Below are 20,176 nucleotides of genomic sequence, written 5' to 3'. Positions count from 1 at the left end.
CCGTTGTGCGGACACTCGTCCGCGACAGTCCGGTGACGGCCTGGAGGTAGACGATGTCCCAGCCCGACACCGACGTCGCGGGGCAGGCGACCGACCGCCCGGTCGTGCTGCGCAACGGCACCGTGCTGACCATGGACGACGCGCACACCGTGCTGCCCGACGCCGACGTCCTCGTCGTGGACGGGAAGATCGCCGCCGTCGGCCCGCAGCTCGACGTCCCGGCCGGGACGCTGGAGATCGACGCGCAGGGCGGCGTCGTCATGCCCGGCATGATCGACACCCACCGGCACATGTGGCAGACCGCCATGCGCGGCTACGGCGCCGACTGGACGCTCACCCAGTACTTCGTCTGGTACTACCTCGAGCACGGCAAGGCCTTCCGCCCCGAGGACGTGTACGCCGGCAACCTGCTGTCGGCCTGGGACGCCGTCGAGGCCGGGGTGACCACCACCGTCGACTGGTCGCACGGGCTGCAGACCGTCGACCACGCCGAGGCCGCCGCCGACGCCCTGCTCGCGGTGCCCGGCCGGTTCCTGCTGGCCTACGGCAACATCCAGGCCGGTCCCTGGGAGTGGGCCACCGACCCGGCCGTGCAGGCGTTCCTGAAGCGCCGCCAGGACGAAGGCAAGCTCGGCCTGCAGCTGGCCTTCGACGTCACCGGTGACCCGGCGTTCCCGGAGAAGCCGGCCTTCGAGGTGGCGCGTGAGCTCGGCCTGCCGGTCACCACGCACGCCGGCGTCTGGGGGGCCACCGGCGACGAGGGCATCCGGCTGATGCACGAGAACGGCTTCATGACCCCCGAGACGGTGTACGTGCACGCGGCCACGCTGACCACCGACTCCTACCACCGGATCGCCGCGACCGGCGGCTCGATCTCGGTGTCCACGGAGTCCGAGCAGAGCGCCGGGCAGGGCTACCCGCCCACCTGGCAGGTGCGCCGGCACGGGATCCCGGTCTCGCTGTCGATGGACACCAGCGTGTGGTGGAGCAGCGACCTGTTCTCCGCGATGCGCAGCACGCTGGGCGCCGACCGGTCGCGGGAGCACCTGGAGGCGCACGCCCAGGGGCAGACGGTCACCCAGGTGCACCTGCGGGCCGAGCAGGTCGTCGACTGGGCCACCCGTGGCGGCGCGCTGGCGCTGGGCCGGGACGACCTGGGCAGCCTGGAGCCGGGCAAGCAGGGCGACGTCGTGCTGATCAAGAACGACCGGTCGCCGGTCTCCTTCCCGCTGCTGAACCCCTACGGGCACGTGGCCTTCCAGGCCCAGCGCGGCGACGTGCACACCGTGCTCGTCGGCGGCCGGGTGGTGAAGCACGAGCACCAGCTGGTCGGTGCCGACCTGACCGCGGTGCGGCGGACCGTCGACGCGACGGTCGAGCACCTGCGGTCGACCCTCGGCCCGGAGGCATGGGAAGCCGGCATGAACCCGGCGCTGCCGGACGACGACGTGCTGGACAACCCGTACACCTACACCGAGTACAAGTCCCACTCCACCCACGGGGCCCGGGGCAACGTGTTCGGCGAGCCCTCGCTGGACCAGCACACCTCACACTGAGCACCCGTCGCACCGCGCCGGCCCGGCGCGGTGCGACGCACCAACAGCAACGGACGGGGAGGTGGCTCACAGTGGCAGGACGGGGCACGGGGCCGGACTTCGTGGAGGCGCTGGCCCGGGGACTCGACGTGCTGGCCTGCTTCGACGCCGACCACCCGGTCATGTCGCTCAGCGACGTCGCCGTCGCCGCCGGGCTGGCCCGGCCGACCGCGCGTCGGCTGCTGCTGACCCTGGAGGAGCTGGGCTTCGTCCGGTCCGCCGACGGCGCCTTCCGGCTGACCCCGAAGGTGCTCACCCTCGGCATGGCCTACGTCGGGGCGCTGGGGTTGTGGGAGATCGCCCGCCCGCACCTGGAGGCCCTGGTCGCCCGGACCGGTGAGTCCTCCTCGATGGCCCAGCTCGACGGCTCGGACATCGTCTACGTCGCCCGGGTGGCCGTGCCGAAGCTCATCACGCTGCGGGTGGAGATCGGCACGCGATTTCCCGCCGCGCAGACCTCGCAGGGCAAGGTGCTGCTCGCCGCCCTCTCCCCCGCCGAGCTGGCGGCCACGCTGGCCCAGCCGAGCAGGGCCGGGCTGCCGGCCTACATCGGCCGCTCCGCCGACCAGCTGCAGGCCGAGCTGACCGAGGTGCGCGCCCGCGGCTGGGCGCTGGCCGACGAGGAGCTCGCCCCGGGCGTCCGCTCCGTCGCCGTGCCCGTCCGGGACGGCACCGGCGCGGTGCGCGCCGCGATGAACGTGACGGTGCACGCCGCCGAGACCTCCACCGACCAGCTGCTCACCGAGCACCTCCCCCGGCTGCTGCGCACCGCCGGGGACGTCAGCGCCGAGTGGGCGCTGTGGCAGACCCGGCCGCACCTCCAGGTCGCCCGCCGGCCGGACGGGACGACCGCCACCGGCTGAGCACGCCCCGCCGGGCCGCTCAGCTCGGGGCAGCTGCCGGCGGCCAGGTCTTGGCCACCATGGTGAGCACGTCGTAGGTGGCCACCGGCTTCCCGTCCCCGTCGACGACGACCGCGTCCCAGCGCACCTCGCCGTGGTCGGCGCCGCCGCGCGGGGTGATCTGCTTGGCGGTGAGGGTGACCGTCAGCTCCGCGCCGGGCTTGACCGGGGTGAGGAACCGCAAGTTGTCCACCCCGTAGTTGGCCAGCACCGGGCCCGGGTCCGGGTCGACGAACAGGCCGGCGGCCCAGGAGACGATCAGGTAGCCGTGCGCGACCCGCCCGCCGAACAGCGGGTTGGCCGCCGCCGCCTCCTCGTCCATGTGGGCGTAGAAGGTGTCCCCGGTGAACTCGGCGAAGTGCTCGATGTCGGCGAGGGTGACCGCCCGGGGCCCGGCGGTCACCGAGTCGCCGATCCGCAGCTCGGCCAGCGACTTGCGGAAGGGGTGGACGTCGTCCTCGCGCCGCTGGGCGCCGGTCACCCAGCGCCCGCCGATCGTGGTGAGCACGTCGGGCGAGCCCTGCACGGCGGTGCGCTGCATGTGGTGCAGGACCCCGCGGATGCCGCCGAGCTCCTCCCCACCGCCGGCCCGCCCCGGGCCGCCGTGCACCAGCACCGGCAGCGGTGAGCCGTGCCCGGTGTTCTCCCCGGCGTCGTCCCGGTCCAGCACCAGCACCCGGCCGTGGGAGTGGGCGGCACCGAGCACGAACTCCCGGGCGACCGCCGGGTCGTGGGTGACGATCGAGCCCACCAGGCTGCCCTGACCGCGCGCGGCGAGCTCGACCGCATGCGCCACGCCGTCGTAGGGCAGCACCGTGCTGACCGGCCCGAACGCCTCGACGTCGTGCGGCTCGCCGGCGGAGAGGTCGTCGCAGCGCAGCAGCATCGGCGGCAGGAAGGCGCCCCGGTCGCGGTCGGCGCCGACCACGGAGAAGTCGTCGGGATCGCCGGCGACCAGGTCGGCGACCCCGCGCAGTGCCTTCACCGCGCGGAGCACCTCCTGCCGCTGGTCCAGGCTCGCCAGCGGCCCCATGGTGACGCCGTCGGCACCCGGCGCGCCGACCACGACATCGGCCAGCTTCGCCCGGGTCGCCTCGACGACGTCGTCCACCAGCTCGCGCGGCACCAGCGCACGACGGATGGCGGTGCACTTCTGCCCCGCCTTGACCGTCATCTCGGTGACCAGCTGGTCGACGAACAGGCCGAACTCGGGGGTCCCCGGGGTGGCGTCGGGGCCCAGCACCGCGCAGTTGAGCGAGTCGGCCTCGGCGTTGAACCGCACCGAGTTCGCCACCACCGCGGGGTGGCTGCGCAGCTTGCGCGCGGTCGACGCCGAGCCGGTGAAGAAGACCAGGTCCTGCCCGCCCAGCCCGTCGAGGACCCCGGCGGCGCTGCCGGCCAGCAGCTGCACGCTGCCCTCCGGCAGCAGGCCGCTGTCGACGATCGAGCGGACCACGGCCTCGGTCAGGTAGGCGGTCTGGCTGCCCGGCTTCACCACGGTCGGCACCCCGGCGATGAAGGCGGGGGCGAACTTCTCCAGGAAGCCCCAGACCGGGAAGTTGAACGCGTTGACCTGCACTGCCACCCCGCGCAGCGGGGTGTACAGGTGCTGGCCGAGGAAGGTGCCGCCCCGGCCCAGCGGCTCGGGGGCGCCGTCCAGGACCACGGTGTCGTCGGGCAGCTCCCGGCGGGCCTTGCTGGCGTAGGACAGCAGGGTGCCGAAGCCGCCGTCGACGTCCACCGCGGTGTCCCGGTCGGTGCACCCGGTGCGCCGGGAGAGCGCGTAGAACGCGTCCTTCTCCGCCATCAGCCGCAGGCCGAGCTGCTTGAGCAGCGCCGCGCGCTGGTGGAAGGTCAGCTCGCGCAGCGCGGGGCCGCCGACCGAGCGGGCGTGGTCGAGCATCCCCGGCACGTCCAGTCCGGTGCTGGACACCCGGACGACGGTCTCGCCGGTGACGGCGTCGGCGATCGGCGTCCCCTCGTCGGGGGCGGTGTACCAGCGGCCGGCGGCGTAGCTCGGCAGCAGCGGTGCGGTCATCGAAGTGCCTCCGGAGGGACGGGTGCGGTCTGCACAGGTGCGGTGCGCAGGCCGCTGAAGGTGGTGGTGACGAGGGCGTCGGCCAGCGCGTCGGCGTCCAGCCCGCGGCCGGGGCGGTACCACTCGGTGAGGGAGTTGACGGTGCCGAACAGCAGCCGGCTGGTCACCGCGGGGTCGACGTCGGGCCGCACGTCGCCCTCCGCCTCGGCCGCGCGGACCAGGTCGGTGACGATCCGGTCGAACTCGCGGCGCCGCTCCAGCGCCTCGGACTCGACCGCGGAGTTGCCGCGCACCCGCAGCAGCAGGGTGACGAACGGCAGGTGGGTGGTCAGCACCCGCACCGATCCGCGGACGACGTGCTCCAACCGGTCGATGGCCGGGCCGTCGACCGCCCCCGGCTCGTCCAGGACGGCGAACAGCGCGTTGAGCGCGCGGTCCAGGGCGAGCCGGAGCAGCTCCACCTTGCTCGGCACGTGGTGGTAGATCGCCGACTTGGTGACACCGAGCCGGGCCGCCAGCTCGTCCATGCTCGTCGCCTCGTACCCGCGCTCGATGAACACGGCCACGGCGGTGTCCAGCAGCGAGTCCAGCGAGTGCCCCGGTCTCCCCCGCCGCGCCGGCGCGACCGTCATGGCCGTTCGCGTCGATCGGTGAGCCGCTGCAGCTTGCCCACCGAGCGGGCCAGGGTCTCGGGGTCGACGACCGCCACGTCGACGGTGATCCCGATGGTGTCCTTCACCGCGGTGGCCACCTCGCGGGCCGCGGCGTCGCGGCGGTCGGCCGGGCAGTCGGGCCGGGCTTCCACGTGCACGGTCAGGTGGTCCATCCGGCCGCGGCTGGTCAGCTCCAGGGAGAAGTGCGGCGAGAGGCCCGGGGTGCGGAGGACGACCTCCTCGATCTGCGTCGGGAAGACGTTGACCCCGCGCAGGATGATCATGTCGTCGGTCCGGCCGGTCACCTTCTCCATCCGGCGCATGCCCGCCCGGGCGGTGCCCGGGAGCAGCCGGGTGAGGTCGCGGGTGCGGTAGCGGATGACCGGCATCGCCTGCTTGGACAGCGAGGTGAACACCAGCTCGCCCTGCTCGCCCTCGGGGAGCACCGCGCCGGTGTCCGGGTCGATGACCTCCGGGTAGAAGTGGTCCTCCCAGATGTGCAGGCCGTCCTTGGTCTCGACGCACTCCTGGGCGATGCCGGGGCCCATGACCTCCGACAGCCCGTAGATGTCGATCGCCTCGATGTCCAGGCGCTCCTCCATCTCCCGGCGCATCTCCTCGGTCCACGGCTCGGCGCCGAAGATGCCGATCTGCAGCGAGCAGGCGCGCGGGTCCAGGCCCTGCTTCTCGAACTCGTCGATGATCGTGAGCAGGTAGGACGGCGTCACCATGATCACGCGCGGCTGGAAGTCCTGGATCAGCTGCACCTGGCGGGGCGTCATGCCGCCGGAGACCGGGATGACGGTGCAGCCCAGCTTCTCCGCGCCGTAGTGCGCCCCGAGCCCGCCGGTGAACAGCCCGTAGCCGTAGGCGTTGTGCAGCTTGTCCCCCGGGCGACCGCCGGCCGCGCGGATGGACCGGGCCATGACGGTGGCCCAGGCGTCGATGTCGGCCTCGGTGTAACCGACGACGGTCGGCCGCCCGGTCGTGCCGGAGGAGGCGTGCACCCGGCGGACCTCCTCCTGCGGGACGGCGAACATCCCGAACGGGTAGTTCTCCCGCAGGTCGGCCTTGCTCGTGGTCGGGAAGCGCGCCAGGTCGGCCAGCTCCCGGCAGTCGTCGGGGTGCACGCCGGCGGCGTCGAACGCGGCCCGGTAGTGCGGGACGTTCGCGTAGACGTGCCGCAGGGTCCACTGCAGGCGCTCCAGCTGCAGCGCGCGCAGCTCGTCGACGCCCATCCGCTCCGCCGGGTCGAGCTGCGCGGGGTCGGGCGCCGAGCCCAGCCGGCGGGCGTTCTCGTCGGTGCCCGTGGCCCCGGTCGCTGTGGTCATGCGCTGTGTCCTCCGCGGTCGCCGAGCGTCGTTGCCGGCCGGCCGGCCGGGCGCACAGGGCACCCAAATACCGTCCAGGTGGTCAGTAACCAACTCCTCACCGGGACCGCTGTCAACCCGCACCGCGCCCCGCCCCCGGGTCCCGCCCCGGCCCCGACCCGGGACCCTGGCTCCGCTGTGCACGCCCAGTGCCCGCAGTGCTCGTGCTTCAGCACGAGCACTGCGCACGAAGCGCGTGCAACGTCCTCGGCAGCCTCCGCCGCGACAGCGGACTCGAGCGGGGACGGCGCCTCCCGCCGTCCGGTGGGACGGCTTGTGCTGCGCCGGGTGAGGGTGGACACTGAATACCGACCGCATGGTCAGTAAATGATCGCCCGACGAGGGGACGACATGTCTGCGCCGACGCTGGACCGCCCTGTTCCTGACGAGACCGCGCTGCAGCAGCAGTTCGACGCCACGATCGCGGCCGACCACCGCATCGAGCCGCGCGACTGGATGCCCGAGGGCTACCGCAAGGGCCTGATCCGGCAGATCGCCCAGCACGCGCACTCGGAGATCATCGGGATGCAGCCCGAGGGCGACTGGCTGCTCGCCGCCCCCAGCCTGCGCCGCAAGGCGATCCTGCTGGCCAAGGTGCAGGACGAGGCCGGCCACGGGCTGTACCTCTACTCGGCCGCCGAGACCCTCGGTGCCGACCGGGCCGACCTCACCGACAAGCTCATCGAGCGCAAGCAGAAGTACAGCTCGATCTTCAACTACCCGACGCCCACCTACGCCGACGTCGGCGTCATCGGCTGGCTGGTCGACGGCGCGGCGATCTGCAACCAGGTGCCGCTGTGCCGCAGCTCCTACGGGCCCTACGCCCGGGCGATGATCCGGGTCTGCAAGGAGGAGTCCTTCCACCAGCGGCAGGGCTACGAGCTGCTGATGACGATGATGCGCGGCACCGACGCCCAGCGGGCGATGGTGCAGGACGCCGTCGACCGCTGGTGGTGGCCCTCGCTGATGATGTTCGGCCCGCCGGACGACGACAGCCCCAACTCGGCGCAGTCAATGGCGTGGGGGGTCAAGCGGCACAGCAACGACGAGCTGCGCCAGCGCTTCGTCGACATGTCCGTGCCGCAGGCCGAGGTGCTGGGCGTGACCCTCCCCGACCCCGAGCTCGCCCTGGACCCCGAGACCGGCCGGTACCGCTTCGGCGCCATCGACTGGTCGGAGTTCAAGCAGGTGCTGGCCGGCAACGGCCCGTGCAACGACGAGCGGATCGCCCGTCGCCGGGCCGCCCGCGACGACAACGCCTGGGTCACCGAGGCCGCCACCGCCTATGCCGACAAGCACGCAGCCGACAAGCACGCGGCCGTGAGCGCCTGATGAGCGACGCAGCTGCCGGCGGCCCGATGGGCGACGTCACCGCCGAGGGCGGGCACGGCGCCGTCCCGACCGGGCCGGGGGTGCCGGTGGGCGACCAACCGGCGGTGAGCAAGCGGGACTGGCCGCTGTACGAGGTGTTCGTCCGCGGCAAGCGCGGGCTGAACCACGTGCACGTCGGCTCGCTGCACGCCCCGGACGACGAGATGGCCGTGCACGCCGCCCGGGACCTCTACACCCGGCGCAACGAGGGCGTGAGCATCTGGGTCGTGCGGGCCAGCGACATCACCGCCTCCAGCCCGGACGAGAAGGACCCGCTGTTCGCCCCGAGCGGCGACAAGGTCTACCGGCACCCGACGTTCTACGAGATCCCGGACAACGTCCCCCACATGTAAAGGACCCCCTCGCCCCCCACTCGCCTCGTTCCTCGGCGAGCGGGCCCCTGCGAGGGGGCCGATGGCCGTGCACTCCGTGCCCGGAAGAGAGGTTCCGTCGTGGCCCATGAAGAGACCGTGTACGAGGCGTTGGACCATGCGCACGGGGGCGAGGGGCAGTGGGCGTTCGGCACCGGCTTCGACGAGCCGCTGGCCGGGGTCGACACCACCGTGCCCGAGGGCATCGACCCCGCTGACCTGGGCGCCTACTGCCTGATGCTCGGCGACGACGCGCTGGTGCTGTGCCAGCGGCTCACCCAGTGGGTGACCAACGCCCCCGAGCTGGAGGAGGAGGTCGCCCTGGCCAACTGCGGGCTGGACCTGCTCGGCCAGGCCCGGCTGCTGCTGGCCCGGGCGGGGTCGGTCGGCGTGCTCGGCCGCAGCCGCGAACGGGCAACGGCGAGCATCCCCGACGAGGACGCACTCGCCTACTTCCGTGACCCCGACGAGTTCCGCCACTCCGGGCTGGTCGAAGCCCCCAACGGCGACTTCGGGCAGACCGTCGTCCGGCTGCTGGCCGCCTCGGCCTGGCGGCTGGCGCTCTTCGCCCGGCTGCGGGAGTCCCGCGACCCGGTGCTCGCTGCGATCGCGGCCAAGGGCGTGCCCGAGCTGACCTACCACCGCGACCACGCCGCCCGCTGGGTGCTCCGGCTCGGGGACGGGACGCCGGAGTCGCACCGCCGCACCCAGGCCGGGGTGGACGCCGTCTGGCTGTTGCTCGCCGACCTGTCCACCGCCACCGACGTGGAGACCCGGCTGACCGCCGCCGGGGTGGCCGTCGACCCGGCGGAGCTCACCGACGAGGTGCGCGACGTGCTCACCCTGGTGCTCGAGCGGGCGACCCTCACCGTGCCCGAGTGGCCCACCCCGCAACCCAGCCGCGGCCGCGCCGGCGAGCACAGCGCCGAGTTCACCGAGCTGCTCACCGAGCTGCAGTCCACCGCCCGCGAACACCCGGCCGCGACCTGGTGACGACAGAAATGGCCATTTCTGTCGACGAGGGTGTGGCGCGGGCGGTGGCGGAGACGGTCACCGACCCCGAGCTGCCGATGCTGACGCTGGCCGACCTCGGCGTGCTGAGGGACGTCCGGGACGAGGCCGGCACAGTGGTCGTGGAGATCACCCCGACCTACTCCGGCTGCCCGGCGATGGGCGTCATGCGCGCGGACCTGGTGCACGCGCTGCACCGGGCCGGGTTCGCCGACGTCGACGTCCGCACCGTCCTCTCCCCCGCGTGGAGCACCGACTGGATCAGCGCGGAGGGCCGCCGCAAGCTGGCCGCCGGCGGGATCGCACCGCCCGGGGACGCGCCGGTGCGCAGCGCCGGCCCGGTGCCCCTGCAGCTCGGCCCGTCCCGGCGGACGGCGACCTGCCCGCAGTGCGGGTCGCCGGACACCGAGGAGATCAGCGAGTTCAGCGGGACCGCGTGCAAGGCGATGCGCCGCTGCCGGGTCTGCCGCGAGCCCTTCGAGCACCTCAAGGAGATCTGATGACGGCGAGCACCCGCCGCAGGCCGCAGTTCCACCCGCTGCGGGTCGCGAAGGTCGAGCGGCTCACCGACGACGCCGTGGCGGTGACCTTCGACGTCCCGCCCGAGCTGGCCGATGACTACCGGTTCCGGCCGGGCCAGGCCCTGACCCTGCGCCGGGTGGACGGCGACCGGGACGAGCGGCGCTCGTACTCCATCTGCGCGCCGGTCGGTGCCGCACCCCGGGTCGGGGTCCGCGAGGTGCCCGGCGGCTTCTTCTCCGCCTACCTGGTCAACGAGGTCCGGGCCGGCGACGAGATCGAGGTGCTCCCCCCGTCGGGCACCTTCACCGCCGACCTCTCGGTCCCTGGTGACCACGTCTTCGTCGTCGCCGGTTCCGGGGTCACGCCGGTGCTCTCGCTGGCCGCCACCGTGCTGCGGGACGGTGAGTCGACGGTGACCGTCTTCTACGGCAACCGGCGCACCAACACGGTGATGTTCGCCGACGAGCTCGCCGACCTGAAGGACCGCTACGGCACCCGGCTGCAGCTGGTGCACGTGCTCTCCCGCGAGCCGCGGGACGCCGAGCTGACCAGTGGCCGGCTGGACGGCGACCGGCTGCGCACCCTGGTCGACGCCTTCACCGACGCCCCGCAGGTGGACCACTGGTGGCTGTGCGGCCCGCACGGCATGGTCACCGACGCCCGCGAGCTGCTCACCGAGCTGGGCGTGCCGGCCGAGCGGGTGCACCAGGAGCTGTTCTACGTCGACGACCTGCCCCCGGAGCCGGTCCGCGGCGACGACCAGACCGTCGAGGGCCCCAGCAGCTCGGTGACGATCGTGCTGGACGGTCGCACCACCACGCTGACGCTGCCGCGCGGGGTGCCGGTGCTCGACTCGGCGCAGCAGGTGCGCGGCGACCTGCCGTTCGCCTGCAAGGGCGGGGTCTGCGGCACCTGCCGCGCCCGGGTCACCGACGGCGAGGTGGAGATGCGCCGCAACTACGCGCTGGACCCGGGCGAGGTGGACGCCGGGTACGTGCTGACCTGCCAGTCGCTGCCGCTGACCGACGAGGTCACCGTCGACTACGACGCCTGAGGTCGCCGGCTGCGGGTGGAGAGCCCCACCCGCAGCCGGCGACCGGGCCGTCAGTTGTCCAGGATGAACACCGTGGTGCTCTGGTACTCCTCGCCCGGCTGCAGCTCCGTCGAGGGGAACTCGGGCTGGTTCGGGGAGTCCGGGAAGTGCTGGGTCTCCAGCGCCAGCCCGTCACCCTGCCGGTAGACGCTCCCGCCGGTGCCCACGATCGTGCCGTCGAGGAAGTTGCCCGAGTAGAACTGCAGGCCCGGCTCGGTGGTGGCGATCGTCAGGGTCCGGCCGCTGTCCGGGTCGTGCAGCACAGCCGCCTTCTCCAGCGCGTCCTCGCTGTCCGAGCCCTCGCGCGCGCCGTCGTCCTCGCGGTCGAGCACCCAGTTGTGGTCGTAGCCCTGGCCGTACAGGATCTGCTGGTCGGCCACCCGGATGCGCTCCCCGATCGGGGTCGACTCGCGGAAGTCGAACGGCGTGCCCTCGACCGGCGCGATCTCCCCGGTGGGGATGAGCGTCTCGTCGACCGGCGTGTACGCGTCGGCGTCGATCTTCAGCTCGTGGTCGTAGATGGTGCCGGACCCCTCGCCGCCGAGGTTCCAGTAGGTGTGCTGGGTGAGGTTGACGACGGTCGGTGCGTCGGTGGTGGCCTCGTAGCGGACGGCCAGCCGGTTGTTCGCGTCCATGGCGTAGGTGACCGCGGTGGTGAGGGTGCCGGGGAAGCCCTGGTCGCCGGCCGGGCTGACCAACTCCAGCCGCAGCGCCGCCACGCGGTCGTTGCCGACGGGGGTCGCCGTCCACACCCGGTCGTCGAACCCGTCGGGCCCGCCGTGCAGGGTGTTCGGGCCGTCGTTGAGCGGCAGCTGGTAGGTCTCGTCCTCGATGTCGAATGCGCCGCCGGCGATGCGGTTGCCGTAGCGGCCGATGAGCGAGCCGAAGTACGGGTCGGCGTCGGAGGCGTAGCCGGCCACGTCCGGGAAGCCGAGGACGATGTTCTCCACGTCCCCGTTCTCGTCGGGCACCTCCAGGGTCTGGATGACACCGCCGTAGGTGAGCACCCGGACGGTCATGTCGCCGTTGCTCAGCGTCCAGCGCTCGACCGGGGTGCCGTCGGGCGCAGTGCCGAAGGGCTCGACGGTCGTGCTCGCGGAGCCGCGGTCGGAGCCGCCGCCGCGCCCGGGGTGCCCCTCGCCCGCGGCGGCCGGTGCGGCCGCGCTGCCGACGAGGAGGCCGGTGCTGAGCGTGGCCACCAGGGGCCAGTGGCGCCGTCGGTGCTGTCGGGTCGCCGCGGCGGCCGGTTGGCGGGAGGAGGGCAGGGTGGCGCGTCCAGGCATGGCGGGGCTCCGGTGTCCGTGGTGGTCCACCGGCGTCATCGCACGGTGGTGCTGGCCCGCCTCCTCGACACCATGAACGGCCGACGAGGTGTGCCCTCGATCACTCCGGTGGAACGGGCCCGACCGTAGGGACGCCGGTGGAGGGGTGTCAATGGGACGTTCGGGAGCGGGGTCGCGCCCGGGGCCACGACGTGGACCTGGGCATCCGCGTCTGGATCGCGACCGGGCTGGGCATTGTGCTGGCGACCCGGGCGAGCCGAGCCCGGTGACCCGAGCCCTCCGGCGGCCCGGCGTGGACCTGGTCCGCGACCGCGCCGCGGTGGGGGCTCCCGTCCTGGGAGGAGAGACCCATGGCCGATGAGCCCGACCCCGGGCACGCGGATGAGCCCGGCCTGCGGCAGCGGATGGCCAACGGCGGTTGGCAGCTGTACGTCGCGGAGTTCCTGGTGCTGCTGGTGATCTTCGGCTGGATGTTCGTCACGGTGTACATCGGCGGCGGCGCGGGCTTCTGGTGAGCCGCGCGGCGGTTCGCCTCGCTGGACCCGGGTAGGCACCCGCCGTGCGTGAGATGGACCCCAAGGACCCCAGCACCCTCTACGCCGAGGGCCCGGTGGCCGACGAACCACCCGACGACGACGTCCCCGAGTCGTCTCCCGTCCGCGACTCCGGCGGCACCGGACCGGGGCCCGACGACCTCGACCGGCTGCTCTGATCGGACGGCCCGCCGACGCGAGCGGCCGGACTGCGGGACACTGGGGCGTGACCGAGGCACCCGTCGCACTGGCGACCACGAACTGGGCAGGCAACCACACCTATCGCGCGACGCAGTTGCACCGGCCGGAGTCGCTGGCCCAGCTGCAGGAGACGATCGCGAACGCCCGGCAGCTGCGGGTCCTGGGCTCCCGGCACTCCTTCACCGCCATCGGCGACAGCGCAGAGCTGGTCTCGCTGGAGGCGATGACCTCCGACCGGGTCGACGTCAGTGACGACCGGCGCACGGTCACCGTCGACGCCGGCCTCCGGTACGGCGAGCTGGCTGCCGCACTGCACCGGGACGGCCTGGCGCTGCACAACCTGGCGTCGCTGCCGCACATCTCGGTCGCCGGTGCGGTGGCCACGGCCACCCACGGTTCCGGTGTCGGCAACGGCAACCTGGCGACGGCGGTCGCCGGCCTGGAGCTGGTGACCTCCAGCGGGGAGCTGGTCCGGTGTGCACGCGGTGACGCCGACTTCGACGGCATGGTGGTCGGGCTCGGCGCACTCGGGGCGGTCACCCGGGTGACCCTGGACGTCGAGCCGGCCTTCGACGTGCAGCAGCGGGTGTTCGAGCGGCTGGCCTGGACGTCCCTCTACGACAACCTGGATGAGGTGCTGTCGGCCGGCTACAGCGTCAGCCTGTTCACCCTGCTGGGCCCGGACGTGGACATGGTCTGGGTGAAGGCCCGCACCGACGTCGCCGGCTCCCCCGCCGGCGACCTGTTCGGCGCCGTCGAGGCCGCCGCCGAGCGGCACCCGCTGCCCGGGATCGACCCCGCACCAGCCACGGCGCAGCTGGGCAGCGCCGGGCTCTGGTCGGACCGGCTGCCGCACTTCCGAATGGGCTTCACCCCGAGCAACGGCAACGAGATCCAGTCCGAGTACCTGGTGCCGCGCGCTGCGGGGGTGCAGGCGCTGGAGGTGCTGCGCGCGCTGGGCGACCGGATCCGGCCGCTGCTGCAGATCTGCGAGATCCGCACGGTCGCCGCCGACGAGCTCTGGATGAGCACCGCGTACGGCGAGCCCACCCTCGGCCTGCACTTCACCTGGCTGCCCGCCCAGGCCGACGTCGAGGAGCTGCTGGTCGAGCTGGAGGCCCGGCTGCTGCCGTTGGGCGCCCGCCCGCACTGGGGCAAGCTCTTCCTCGCCGACGCGGCCACCCTCGCCCCCCGGTACCCCCGCCACGCCGACTTCCTCGCCCTGGTCGACCGGCTCGATCCGCGCGGCGCCTTCGGCAACGACTGGCTCACCCGGCACGTCCTGGACGTCGGCTAGTCCGCCGACCGCCGAGGTCAGGTGGGGGCGTCGGTGAGCCCGGCGCAGGCGCGGAGGGCGGCGAAGTCGGCCTCCGCGCGGTCGGCGTCCGGCCCCGTGAGGGGTCGCGGGATGCCCGTGTCGTCGATCCGCGCCGGTACGAAGTCCGCCTGGAGGACCTCTCCGTCGTCGACGGTGAGGTCGAGGACCCCGGTCTGGACGGAGATCTCCGAGAGCGAGCGCCACCAGACGAAGTTGCCGAGGCCGTAGGCGACGTACGTCTGCCCGAGCCACCCGGCTCCCTGCAACTGGTGGGCGTGGGTGCCCACGACGATGTCCGCACCGGCGTCGGACAACTGCTGGGCGAGCGCCTGCTGCAACGCCGTGGGGCAGCTCTGCTCCTCCTGGCCCCAGTGCAGGTAGACCACCACCGTGTCGGCCTGCTGCCGTGCTTCGGCCACCGCCTGCAGCAGCCGATCGGTGTCGAAGGCCGATGCGACCCCGCCCCGACCCGGCCCGGCGGAGTACCGCGCCACGGTCTCGTCGGGCACCTGGTCGGCGCCCAGCACCGCGATGCGCTCGCCGCGGATCGTCACCAGGTGGGGCGCGAAGGCGGCGGTGTCGTCGACGCCGAGCCCGACCACCGGGAAGCCCCGCTGTCGAGCGGCGTCCAGGCTGTCGGTGAGCCCGACCGGTCCGAAGTCCACGCCGTGGTTGTTGGCCATGCTCACCACGTCGACGCCGGCCACCCGCAGCGCATCGAACACCGACGGCGGTGCGCGGAAGGTGAACGACTTGTCCTCGGCCGTGCCGCGGTCGGTCACCGCGGTCTCGAGGTTGACGACGGTCAGGTCGGCGCTCCCCAGCAGCGGACCCACCGATGCAAGGGCGGTCTCCGGCTGCTGCTGGAAGCGTTCGGTGAGCCGGCCGGCGGCGTGCACGTCCCCGGCGAAGCTCAACACGACCGGGCGCGGCTCTGGCGGGCTGCTGCTCGTGGTGGGAGCAGGCGTCTGCGACGCGGGCGCACTGGTCGTCCGCTCGGCGGCCGTGGGCTCTGGGTCGGGTGCCGTCGTACACCCGGTGACCGTCAGGGCGGCCAGGAGGCAGAGGAGGCGACGAGCCATCTGCGGGAACCTAGCCGAGCGAGCGGCGACTCGCTTCCCTGACGCCGCGGGCTCCCCCTGCCGTCTGCACCCGATGCCTCCGTCGCCGCTGGGCGGTCATCAAGGCGCGGACGGGACCGCAGTGCTGTCCATCGTGGTCGTGGCCCTGTCCGGCCAGTGCACTTAGGCTCTGTCCACCTTCAGCGGATGGGGCGCCGATGAGGATCGGGACGAGGGTCAAGGCCGTGCGGGACATCAAGGGCGGATGGACGACGCCCGTCGTGCGAGCCGGCTCCAGAGGAGTGGTCGTGCGCGCATCTGCCTGGAGTGGCAAGCACATCGTGACCTTCACCGGTCAGGGGCTCTTGGGTGGTGGGACGGTCACGGTCAAAGACGTGGCCGGAGCGGACCTGCGACGAATCTGACACTCGGAGCGATCGACGTCCTCGGAACCGACCTTGGTCTTTCTCGAGGCGGGCGGCGATGGTCGCCGGGCACGGCACCGGCTCGACCCGGCCGGCGGTCGCGACACGGCGGAACGGGTCAGTTCACGGGACGACGTCGGGCACGATGTGCTGGCTCTCCTTGGGCGGCCGGAGGTAGTCCTCCTCCACCGGCGGCCGGGGCGGCAGCTCCGGCGCAGGCGGGGTCAGGTCCTCGTACGGCACCTGGGTCAGCAGGTGCGCGATCACGTTGAGCCGGGCGCGTTTCTTCACCTCCGCCTCGACGACCCACCAGGGCGCCTCGGGGATGTCGGTGGCGGCGAACATCGCGTCCTTGGCCCGGGAGAAGTCGACCCAGCGGTTGCGCGCCTCCAGGTCCATCGGGCTCAGCTTCCAGCGCTTCGTCGGGTCCTTGAGCCGCTTCTGGAACCGGGCCTCCTGCTCGGTGTCGCTGACGGAGAACCAGTACTTCACGACCGTGATGCCGCTGCGCACCAGCATCCGCTCGAACTCCGGACACGAGCGCAGGAACTCCTCGTACTCCTCGTCGGTGCAGAAGCCCATGACCCGCTCGACGCCGGCGCGGTTGTACCAGGACCGGTCGAACAGGACCATCTCCCCCGGGCCGGGCAGGTGCGCCACGTACCGCTGGAAGTACCACTGCCCCTTCTCGCGGTCGGTCGGCGCGGGCAGGGCGACGACGTGCGCGTGCCGGGGGTTGAGGCTCTCGGTGATCCGCTGGATCGCCCCGCCTTTGCCGGCGGCGTCGCGGCCCTCGAAGAGGACGACGACCCGCAGGCCCTGCGCGCGGATGTGCTCCTGCTGCTTCACCAGCTCGGCCTGCAGCCGGGCCAGCTCCTTCTCGTAGTACTCCTTGTCGACCTTGCCCGTGGACTGTGGGGTCTCCTCGACCGACGACGTCGGACCCGGTGCGCTGACCATGTGGCGAGCATCACGCTCTGACCGTCCATCGGCAAGCGGTGTGCCGCCGGGCTGCGGGACCCCGTGGCCCCGCAGCCCGACGGGTCAGCTGCCGCTGGAGAAGGCGGCGTCGAAGGCCGCGTCCGGCGGGTCGAAGGCCAGCCGGCGGACGAACTCGAGCGCCTCGGGCGCCCCGACCAGCCGGTCCATCCCGGCGTCCTCCCACTCCACGGAGATGGGTCCGGCGTAGCCGATGGTGTTCAGCATCCGGAAGCACGCCTCCCACGGGACGTCGCCGTGCCCGGTGGAGACGAAGTCCCAGCCGCGCCGCGGGTCGGCCCAGGGCAGGTGCGACCCCATCCGGCCGTTCCGCCCGTTGCCGACCTGCTTCTTCGCGTCCTTGCAGTCGACGTGGTAGATCCGGTCCTTGAAGTCCCAGAGGAAACCGACCGGGTCCAGGTCCTGCCAGACGAAGTGGCTGGGGTCCCAGTTGAGCCCGAACGCCTCGCGGTGGCCGATCGCCTCCAGGGTGCGCACCGTCGTCCAGTAGTCGTAGGCGATCTCCGAGGGGTGCACCTCGTGCGCGAACTTCACCCCGACCTCGTCGAACACGTCCAGAATCGGGTTCCAGCGGGCGGCGAAGTCGGCGTAGCCCTCGTCGATCATCGACTCGGGCACCGGCGGGAACATCGCCACGGTCTTCCAGATCTTCGACCCGGTGAACCCGACGACGACGTCGACGCCCAGCGCCCGGGCGGCCCGCGCGGTCGCCTTCATCTCCTCCGCCGCCCGCTGCCGCACTCCCTCCGGGTCGCCGTCCCCCCACACCCGCGGGTGCACCATGCCGCGGTGCCGCTCGTCGATCGGGTCGTCGCAGACGGCCTGGCCGTTGAGGTGGTTGGAGATGGCGAACACCTGCAGGCCGTGCCGGTCGAGCAGCTCGAGCCGCTCCTTGACGTAGCCGGGGTCCTCGGCGGCCCGGGAGACATCGAGGTGGTCGCCCCAGCAGGCGATCTCCAGGCCGTCGTAGCCCCACCCGGAGGCCAGCCGGCACACCTCCTCGAACGGCAGGTCGGCCCACTGGCCGGTGAACAGGGTGACGGGGCGGGGCATGTCGGAGCTCCTAGATCTCGGTGAAGGCGGAGTTGTCGGCGGCGCTGCGCTCCACGGCGGCCAGCACCCGCTGCACCTGCAGTCCGTCGGCGAACGACGGCCTCGGTTGCTCACCCGCGGCGAGCGCGGTGACCAGGTCGACGACCTGGTGGGTGAAGCCGTGCTCGTAGCCCAGCCCGTGGCCGGGTGGCCACCAGGCCGCGACGTAGGGGTGCTCGGGTTCGGTGACGACGATTCGCCGGAAGCCGGCCGTCGCGGGCGGTTCGCCGCCGTCGAAGAAGTGCAGGACGTTCATGTCCTCGAAGTCGAAGGCCAGACTGCCGGCCGAGCCGTTGACCTCGATCCGGATGGCGTTCTTCCGGCCGAGGGCGAAGCGGGTGGCCTCGAAGGTGCCCAGCGCTCCCCCGGTGAACCGGCCCAGGAAGACGGCGGCGTCGTCGACGGTGACCTCGCCCATCCCCTCGCCGCCGACCCCGCCGAGCTTCCCGCTGCTCGCCGGCAGCGGCCGCTTGTTCACGAACGTCTCCAGCAGCGCGCTGACGCCGGTGAGCGTCTGCCCGGTGATGAACTGGGTGAGGTCGACGATGTGCGCGCCGATGTCACCCAGCGCGCCGGAGCCGGCCTTGTCCTTCTCCAGCCGCCAGGACATCGGCGCGGCCGGGTCGGCGATCCAGTCCTGCAGGTACTGGGCCCGCACGTGCCGGATCCGCCCGAGCCGGCCCTCGGCGACCAGCTGCCGGGCGAGGGTGATGGCCGGCACCCGCCGGTAGGTGAAGCCGACCATCGCCCGCACCCCGGACCGGGCGGCCCGGTCGGCGGCCTCGGCCATCGCCTCCGCCTCGGCCACGGAGTTGGCCATCGGCTTCTCGCACAGCACGTGCTTGCCGGCCTCCAGGGCCGCGATCGCCATCTCGGCGTGGGTGTTGCCGGGGGTGCAGATGTCGACCAGGTCGACGTCGGACCGCTCCAGGACCCGGCGCCAGTCGGTCTCGGTGTCGGACCAGCCGAGCCGTCCGGCAGCCGCGGCGACCCCGTCCGGGTCGCGGCCGGCCAGCACGGTGAGCTCCGGGGCCAGCGGCAGGTCGAAGAAGCGCGGCGCGGAGCGCCAGGCGTGGGAGTGCGCCGCGCCCATGAAGGCGTGGCCGATCAGTCCGACGCGCAGCGCCGGCCGGGCAGGGAGGGTCATCGCAGGCTCCAGGGGTGGGACCGGCGCCGCCGGTGACCGGAGGGGGTCACCGGCGGCACCGGTCGGTGCGGTCAGGACTCGAACGCGTCGTCGATGTACTGGTCGACGTTCTCAGCCGTCACCACCGGCGCGTTGAGCACGATCTCCCGCGGCACCTCCTGGGACACCAGGTCAGACATGCTCTTGCCCTGGGCGATCAACCGGGCCAGCGCGATGCCGTCGGCCGCCTGGGTCGCCGGGTAGATGACGGTCGCCTCGAGCACCGAGTCGCCGGACTGGATGTCCCGCATGGCGTTGGCCGAACCGGCACCGCCGACCATGAAGAACTCGTCGCGGCCGGCGTTGTTGATCGCGGCCAGCACGCCCACCCCCTGGTCGTCGTCGTGGTTCCACAGCGCGTCGATCTCCGGTGCGGCCTGCAGCAGGTTGGCCGCCGCCTCCTCACCGGACTCGACGGTGAACTCCGCGGCCACCCGGTTGTCGACGTCCAGGCCGCAGTCGGCCAGTGCGTCGGCGAAGCCCTGGCTGCGCTCCTGGGTCAGCGGGAGCGAGTCGATGCCGGCGATCTCGGCGACGACGGCGTCGGGCTGGTCGCCCAGCCGGGAGCAGATGTACGTGCCGGCCGAGACGCCCATGCCGTAGTTGTCGCCGAGGATGGTGGCCCGGGCGGCGAACGGGCTGGAGAACTCCCGGTCGACGTTGATCACCGGGATGCCGGCCTCCATCGCCCGCAGCGCCACCGGGGTGAGCGCAGCGCCGTCGAAGGGGAGCAGCACGATCGCGTCGACGCCCTCGTTGATGAACGTCTCGACCTGGGCGATCTGGGCGCCGACCTCGTTGGTGCCCTCGGCGACGATCAGGTCGATGTCCTCGTGGCGGTCGGCCTCGGCCTGGGCGGCGTTGCTGATGCCGGCCATCCAGCCGTGGTCGGCGGCGGGTGCGGAGAAGCCGATCCGCACCGTCTCCCCGGTCTCGTCGTTGGAGCTGGCGATGACGTCGCCACCGCCCTCGTCGGACCCGGAGGCCTCCGGGGTGTTGCTGGTGCAGCCGGCCACCAGGGCACCGGCCCCCACCACGCAGACGGCGGTGGTCAGCAGGCGACCGTACGGACGCTGCCTCGTTGCAGACATGTTCTCTCCTCGTGGATCGCCGCCCTGGCTGCGCTGCCAGGAGCCGGGGTGGTGCGCCGGC

19 protein-coding genes are annotated in these 20,176 nt (G+C 72.8%); 10 read left to right on the top strand and 9 right to left on the bottom strand.

The window, feature by feature from the left end; genetic code table 11:
* Positions 1 to 53: 53 nt before the first annotated feature.
* The gene (locus O2W16_RS08190; protein ID WP_269158321.1) at positions 54 to 1,556 is read left to right on the top strand and encodes an amidohydrolase family protein; all 1,503 of its coding nucleotides are present in this window, start codon (positions 54 to 56) and stop codon (positions 1,554 to 1,556) included.
* A 71-nt stretch (positions 1,557 to 1,627) separates the two neighbouring features.
* Positions 1,628 to 2,458, top strand: a complete 831-nt coding sequence (locus tag O2W16_RS08185; RefSeq protein WP_269158320.1) for an IclR family transcriptional regulator domain-containing protein — start codon at positions 1,628 to 1,630, stop codon at positions 2,456 to 2,458.
* Positions 2,459 to 2,477: 19 nt separating this feature from the next.
* On the opposite strand, the gene paaZ is transcribed toward O2W16_RS08185, so the two are convergent.
* The 3 genes from paaZ to paaK are packed head-to-tail and all read right to left on the bottom strand — an operon-like array spanning position 2,478 to position 6,519.
* Positions 2,478 to 4,535, bottom strand: coding sequence for a phenylacetic acid degradation bifunctional protein PaaZ (gene paaZ / locus O2W16_RS08180; protein ID WP_269158319.1), 2,058 nt, complete (start codon positions 4,533 to 4,535; stop codon positions 2,478 to 2,480).
* A complete protein-coding gene (locus tag O2W16_RS08175; RefSeq protein ID WP_269158318.1) occupies positions 4,532 to 5,167 on the bottom strand; it encodes a TetR/AcrR family transcriptional regulator in 636 nt (211 codons plus the stop codon). Before O2W16_RS08175 ends, paaZ begins: the two co-directional genes overlap by 4 nt.
* Entirely contained in the window at positions 5,164 to 6,519 is a 1,356-nt protein-coding gene (gene paaK / locus O2W16_RS08170; protein WP_269158317.1) for a phenylacetate--CoA ligase PaaK, read from the bottom strand. Before paaK ends, O2W16_RS08175 begins: the two co-directional genes overlap by 4 nt.
* Before the next feature lie 366 nt (positions 6,520 to 6,885).
* On the opposite strand from paaK, the gene paaA reads away from it, so the two are divergent.
* The 5 genes from paaA to paaE all read left to right on the top strand — a co-directional run bounded on the left by paaA (position 6,886) and on the right by paaE (position 10,887).
* A complete protein-coding gene (gene paaA / locus O2W16_RS08165) occupies positions 6,886 to 7,890 on the top strand; it encodes a 1,2-phenylacetyl-CoA epoxidase subunit PaaA (protein WP_269158316.1) in 1,005 nt (334 codons plus the stop codon).
* On the top strand, positions 7,890 to 8,282 hold the full coding sequence (paaB, locus tag O2W16_RS08160) for a 1,2-phenylacetyl-CoA epoxidase subunit PaaB (protein WP_442928903.1): 393 nt from the start codon (positions 7,890 to 7,892) through the stop codon (positions 8,280 to 8,282). The genes paaA and paaB overlap by 1 nt, the downstream gene beginning before the upstream one ends.
* A gap of 99 nt (positions 8,283 to 8,381) precedes the next feature.
* Positions 8,382 to 9,293, top strand: a complete 912-nt coding sequence (paaC, locus tag O2W16_RS08155; RefSeq protein ID WP_269158315.1) for a 1,2-phenylacetyl-CoA epoxidase subunit PaaC — start codon at positions 8,382 to 8,384, stop codon at positions 9,291 to 9,293.
* An 8-nt stretch (positions 9,294 to 9,301) separates the two neighbouring features.
* Entirely contained in the window at positions 9,302 to 9,811 is a 510-nt protein-coding gene (gene paaD / locus O2W16_RS08150; protein ID WP_269158314.1) for a 1,2-phenylacetyl-CoA epoxidase subunit PaaD, read from the top strand.
* Entirely contained in the window at positions 9,811 to 10,887 is a 1,077-nt protein-coding gene (gene paaE, locus O2W16_RS08145; protein ID WP_269158313.1) for a 1,2-phenylacetyl-CoA epoxidase subunit PaaE, read from the top strand. Before paaD ends, paaE begins: the two co-directional genes overlap by 1 nt.
* 50 nt (positions 10,888 to 10,937) lie before the next feature.
* Here the strand turns inward: paaE and O2W16_RS08140 are convergent, their stop codons facing one another.
* Positions 10,938 to 12,125 carry an aldose epimerase family protein gene (locus O2W16_RS08140; protein WP_269158312.1) on the bottom strand — a complete coding sequence of 396 codons (1,188 nt, stop codon included), beginning with the start codon at positions 12,123 to 12,125 and terminating at the stop codon, positions 10,938 to 10,940.
* Positions 12,126 to 12,559: 434 nt separating this feature from the next.
* On the opposite strand from O2W16_RS08140, the gene O2W16_RS08135 reads away from it, so the two are divergent.
* Genes O2W16_RS08135 through O2W16_RS08125 form a run of 3 tightly spaced genes read left to right on the top strand, consistent with a single transcriptional unit; the run spans position 12,560 to position 14,240 of the window.
* A complete protein-coding gene (locus O2W16_RS08135) occupies positions 12,560 to 12,724 on the top strand; it encodes a hypothetical protein (RefSeq protein WP_269158311.1) in 165 nt (54 codons plus the stop codon).
* A 44-nt stretch (positions 12,725 to 12,768) separates the two neighbouring features.
* A complete protein-coding gene (locus O2W16_RS08130) occupies positions 12,769 to 12,921 on the top strand; it encodes a hypothetical protein (RefSeq protein ID WP_164699637.1) in 153 nt (50 codons plus the stop codon).
* Between the two features lie 47 nt (positions 12,922 to 12,968).
* Positions 12,969 to 14,240 carry a D-arabinono-1,4-lactone oxidase gene (locus tag O2W16_RS08125; RefSeq protein WP_269158310.1) on the top strand — a complete coding sequence of 424 codons (1,272 nt, stop codon included), beginning with the start codon at positions 12,969 to 12,971 and terminating at the stop codon, positions 14,238 to 14,240.
* Between the two features lie 17 nt (positions 14,241 to 14,257).
* Here the strand turns inward: O2W16_RS08125 and O2W16_RS08120 are convergent, their stop codons facing one another.
* The 5 genes from O2W16_RS08120 to O2W16_RS08100 form a co-directional block, all read right to left on the bottom strand.
* Positions 14,258 to 15,181 (bottom strand): CapA family protein, encoded by a 924-nt coding sequence (locus tag O2W16_RS08120; protein ID WP_269158309.1) that lies wholly within the window; start codon positions 15,179 to 15,181, stop codon positions 14,258 to 14,260.
* Between the two features lie 689 nt (positions 15,182 to 15,870).
* Complete coding sequence (ppk2, locus tag O2W16_RS08115; RefSeq protein ID WP_269158308.1) at positions 15,871 to 16,707, bottom strand: polyphosphate kinase 2; 837 nt, start codon at positions 16,705 to 16,707, stop codon at positions 15,871 to 15,873.
* Positions 16,708 to 16,791: 84 nt separating this feature from the next.
* Positions 16,792 to 17,799, bottom strand: a complete 1,008-nt coding sequence (locus O2W16_RS08110) for a sugar phosphate isomerase/epimerase family protein (RefSeq protein ID WP_269158307.1) — start codon at positions 17,797 to 17,799, stop codon at positions 16,792 to 16,794.
* A 10-nt stretch (positions 17,800 to 17,809) separates the two neighbouring features.
* The gene (locus O2W16_RS08105) at positions 17,810 to 18,985 is read right to left on the bottom strand and encodes a Gfo/Idh/MocA family protein (RefSeq protein ID WP_269158306.1); all 1,176 of its coding nucleotides are present in this window, start codon (positions 18,983 to 18,985) and stop codon (positions 17,810 to 17,812) included.
* Positions 18,986 to 19,056: 71 nt separating this feature from the next.
* Positions 19,057 to 20,115: a substrate-binding domain-containing protein gene (locus O2W16_RS08100; RefSeq protein ID WP_269158305.1), complete on the bottom strand. Its 1,059-nt coding sequence runs from the start codon at positions 20,113 to 20,115 to the stop codon at positions 19,057 to 19,059.
* Positions 20,116 to 20,176 lie beyond the last annotated feature (61 nt).

The sequence above is a fragment of the Modestobacter sp. VKM Ac-2984 genome, from assembly GCF_026967985.1.
Lineage (GTDB): Bacteria > Actinomycetota > Actinomycetes > Mycobacteriales > Geodermatophilaceae > Modestobacter.
This window is presented reverse-complemented; position numbering and strand designations above follow the sequence as displayed.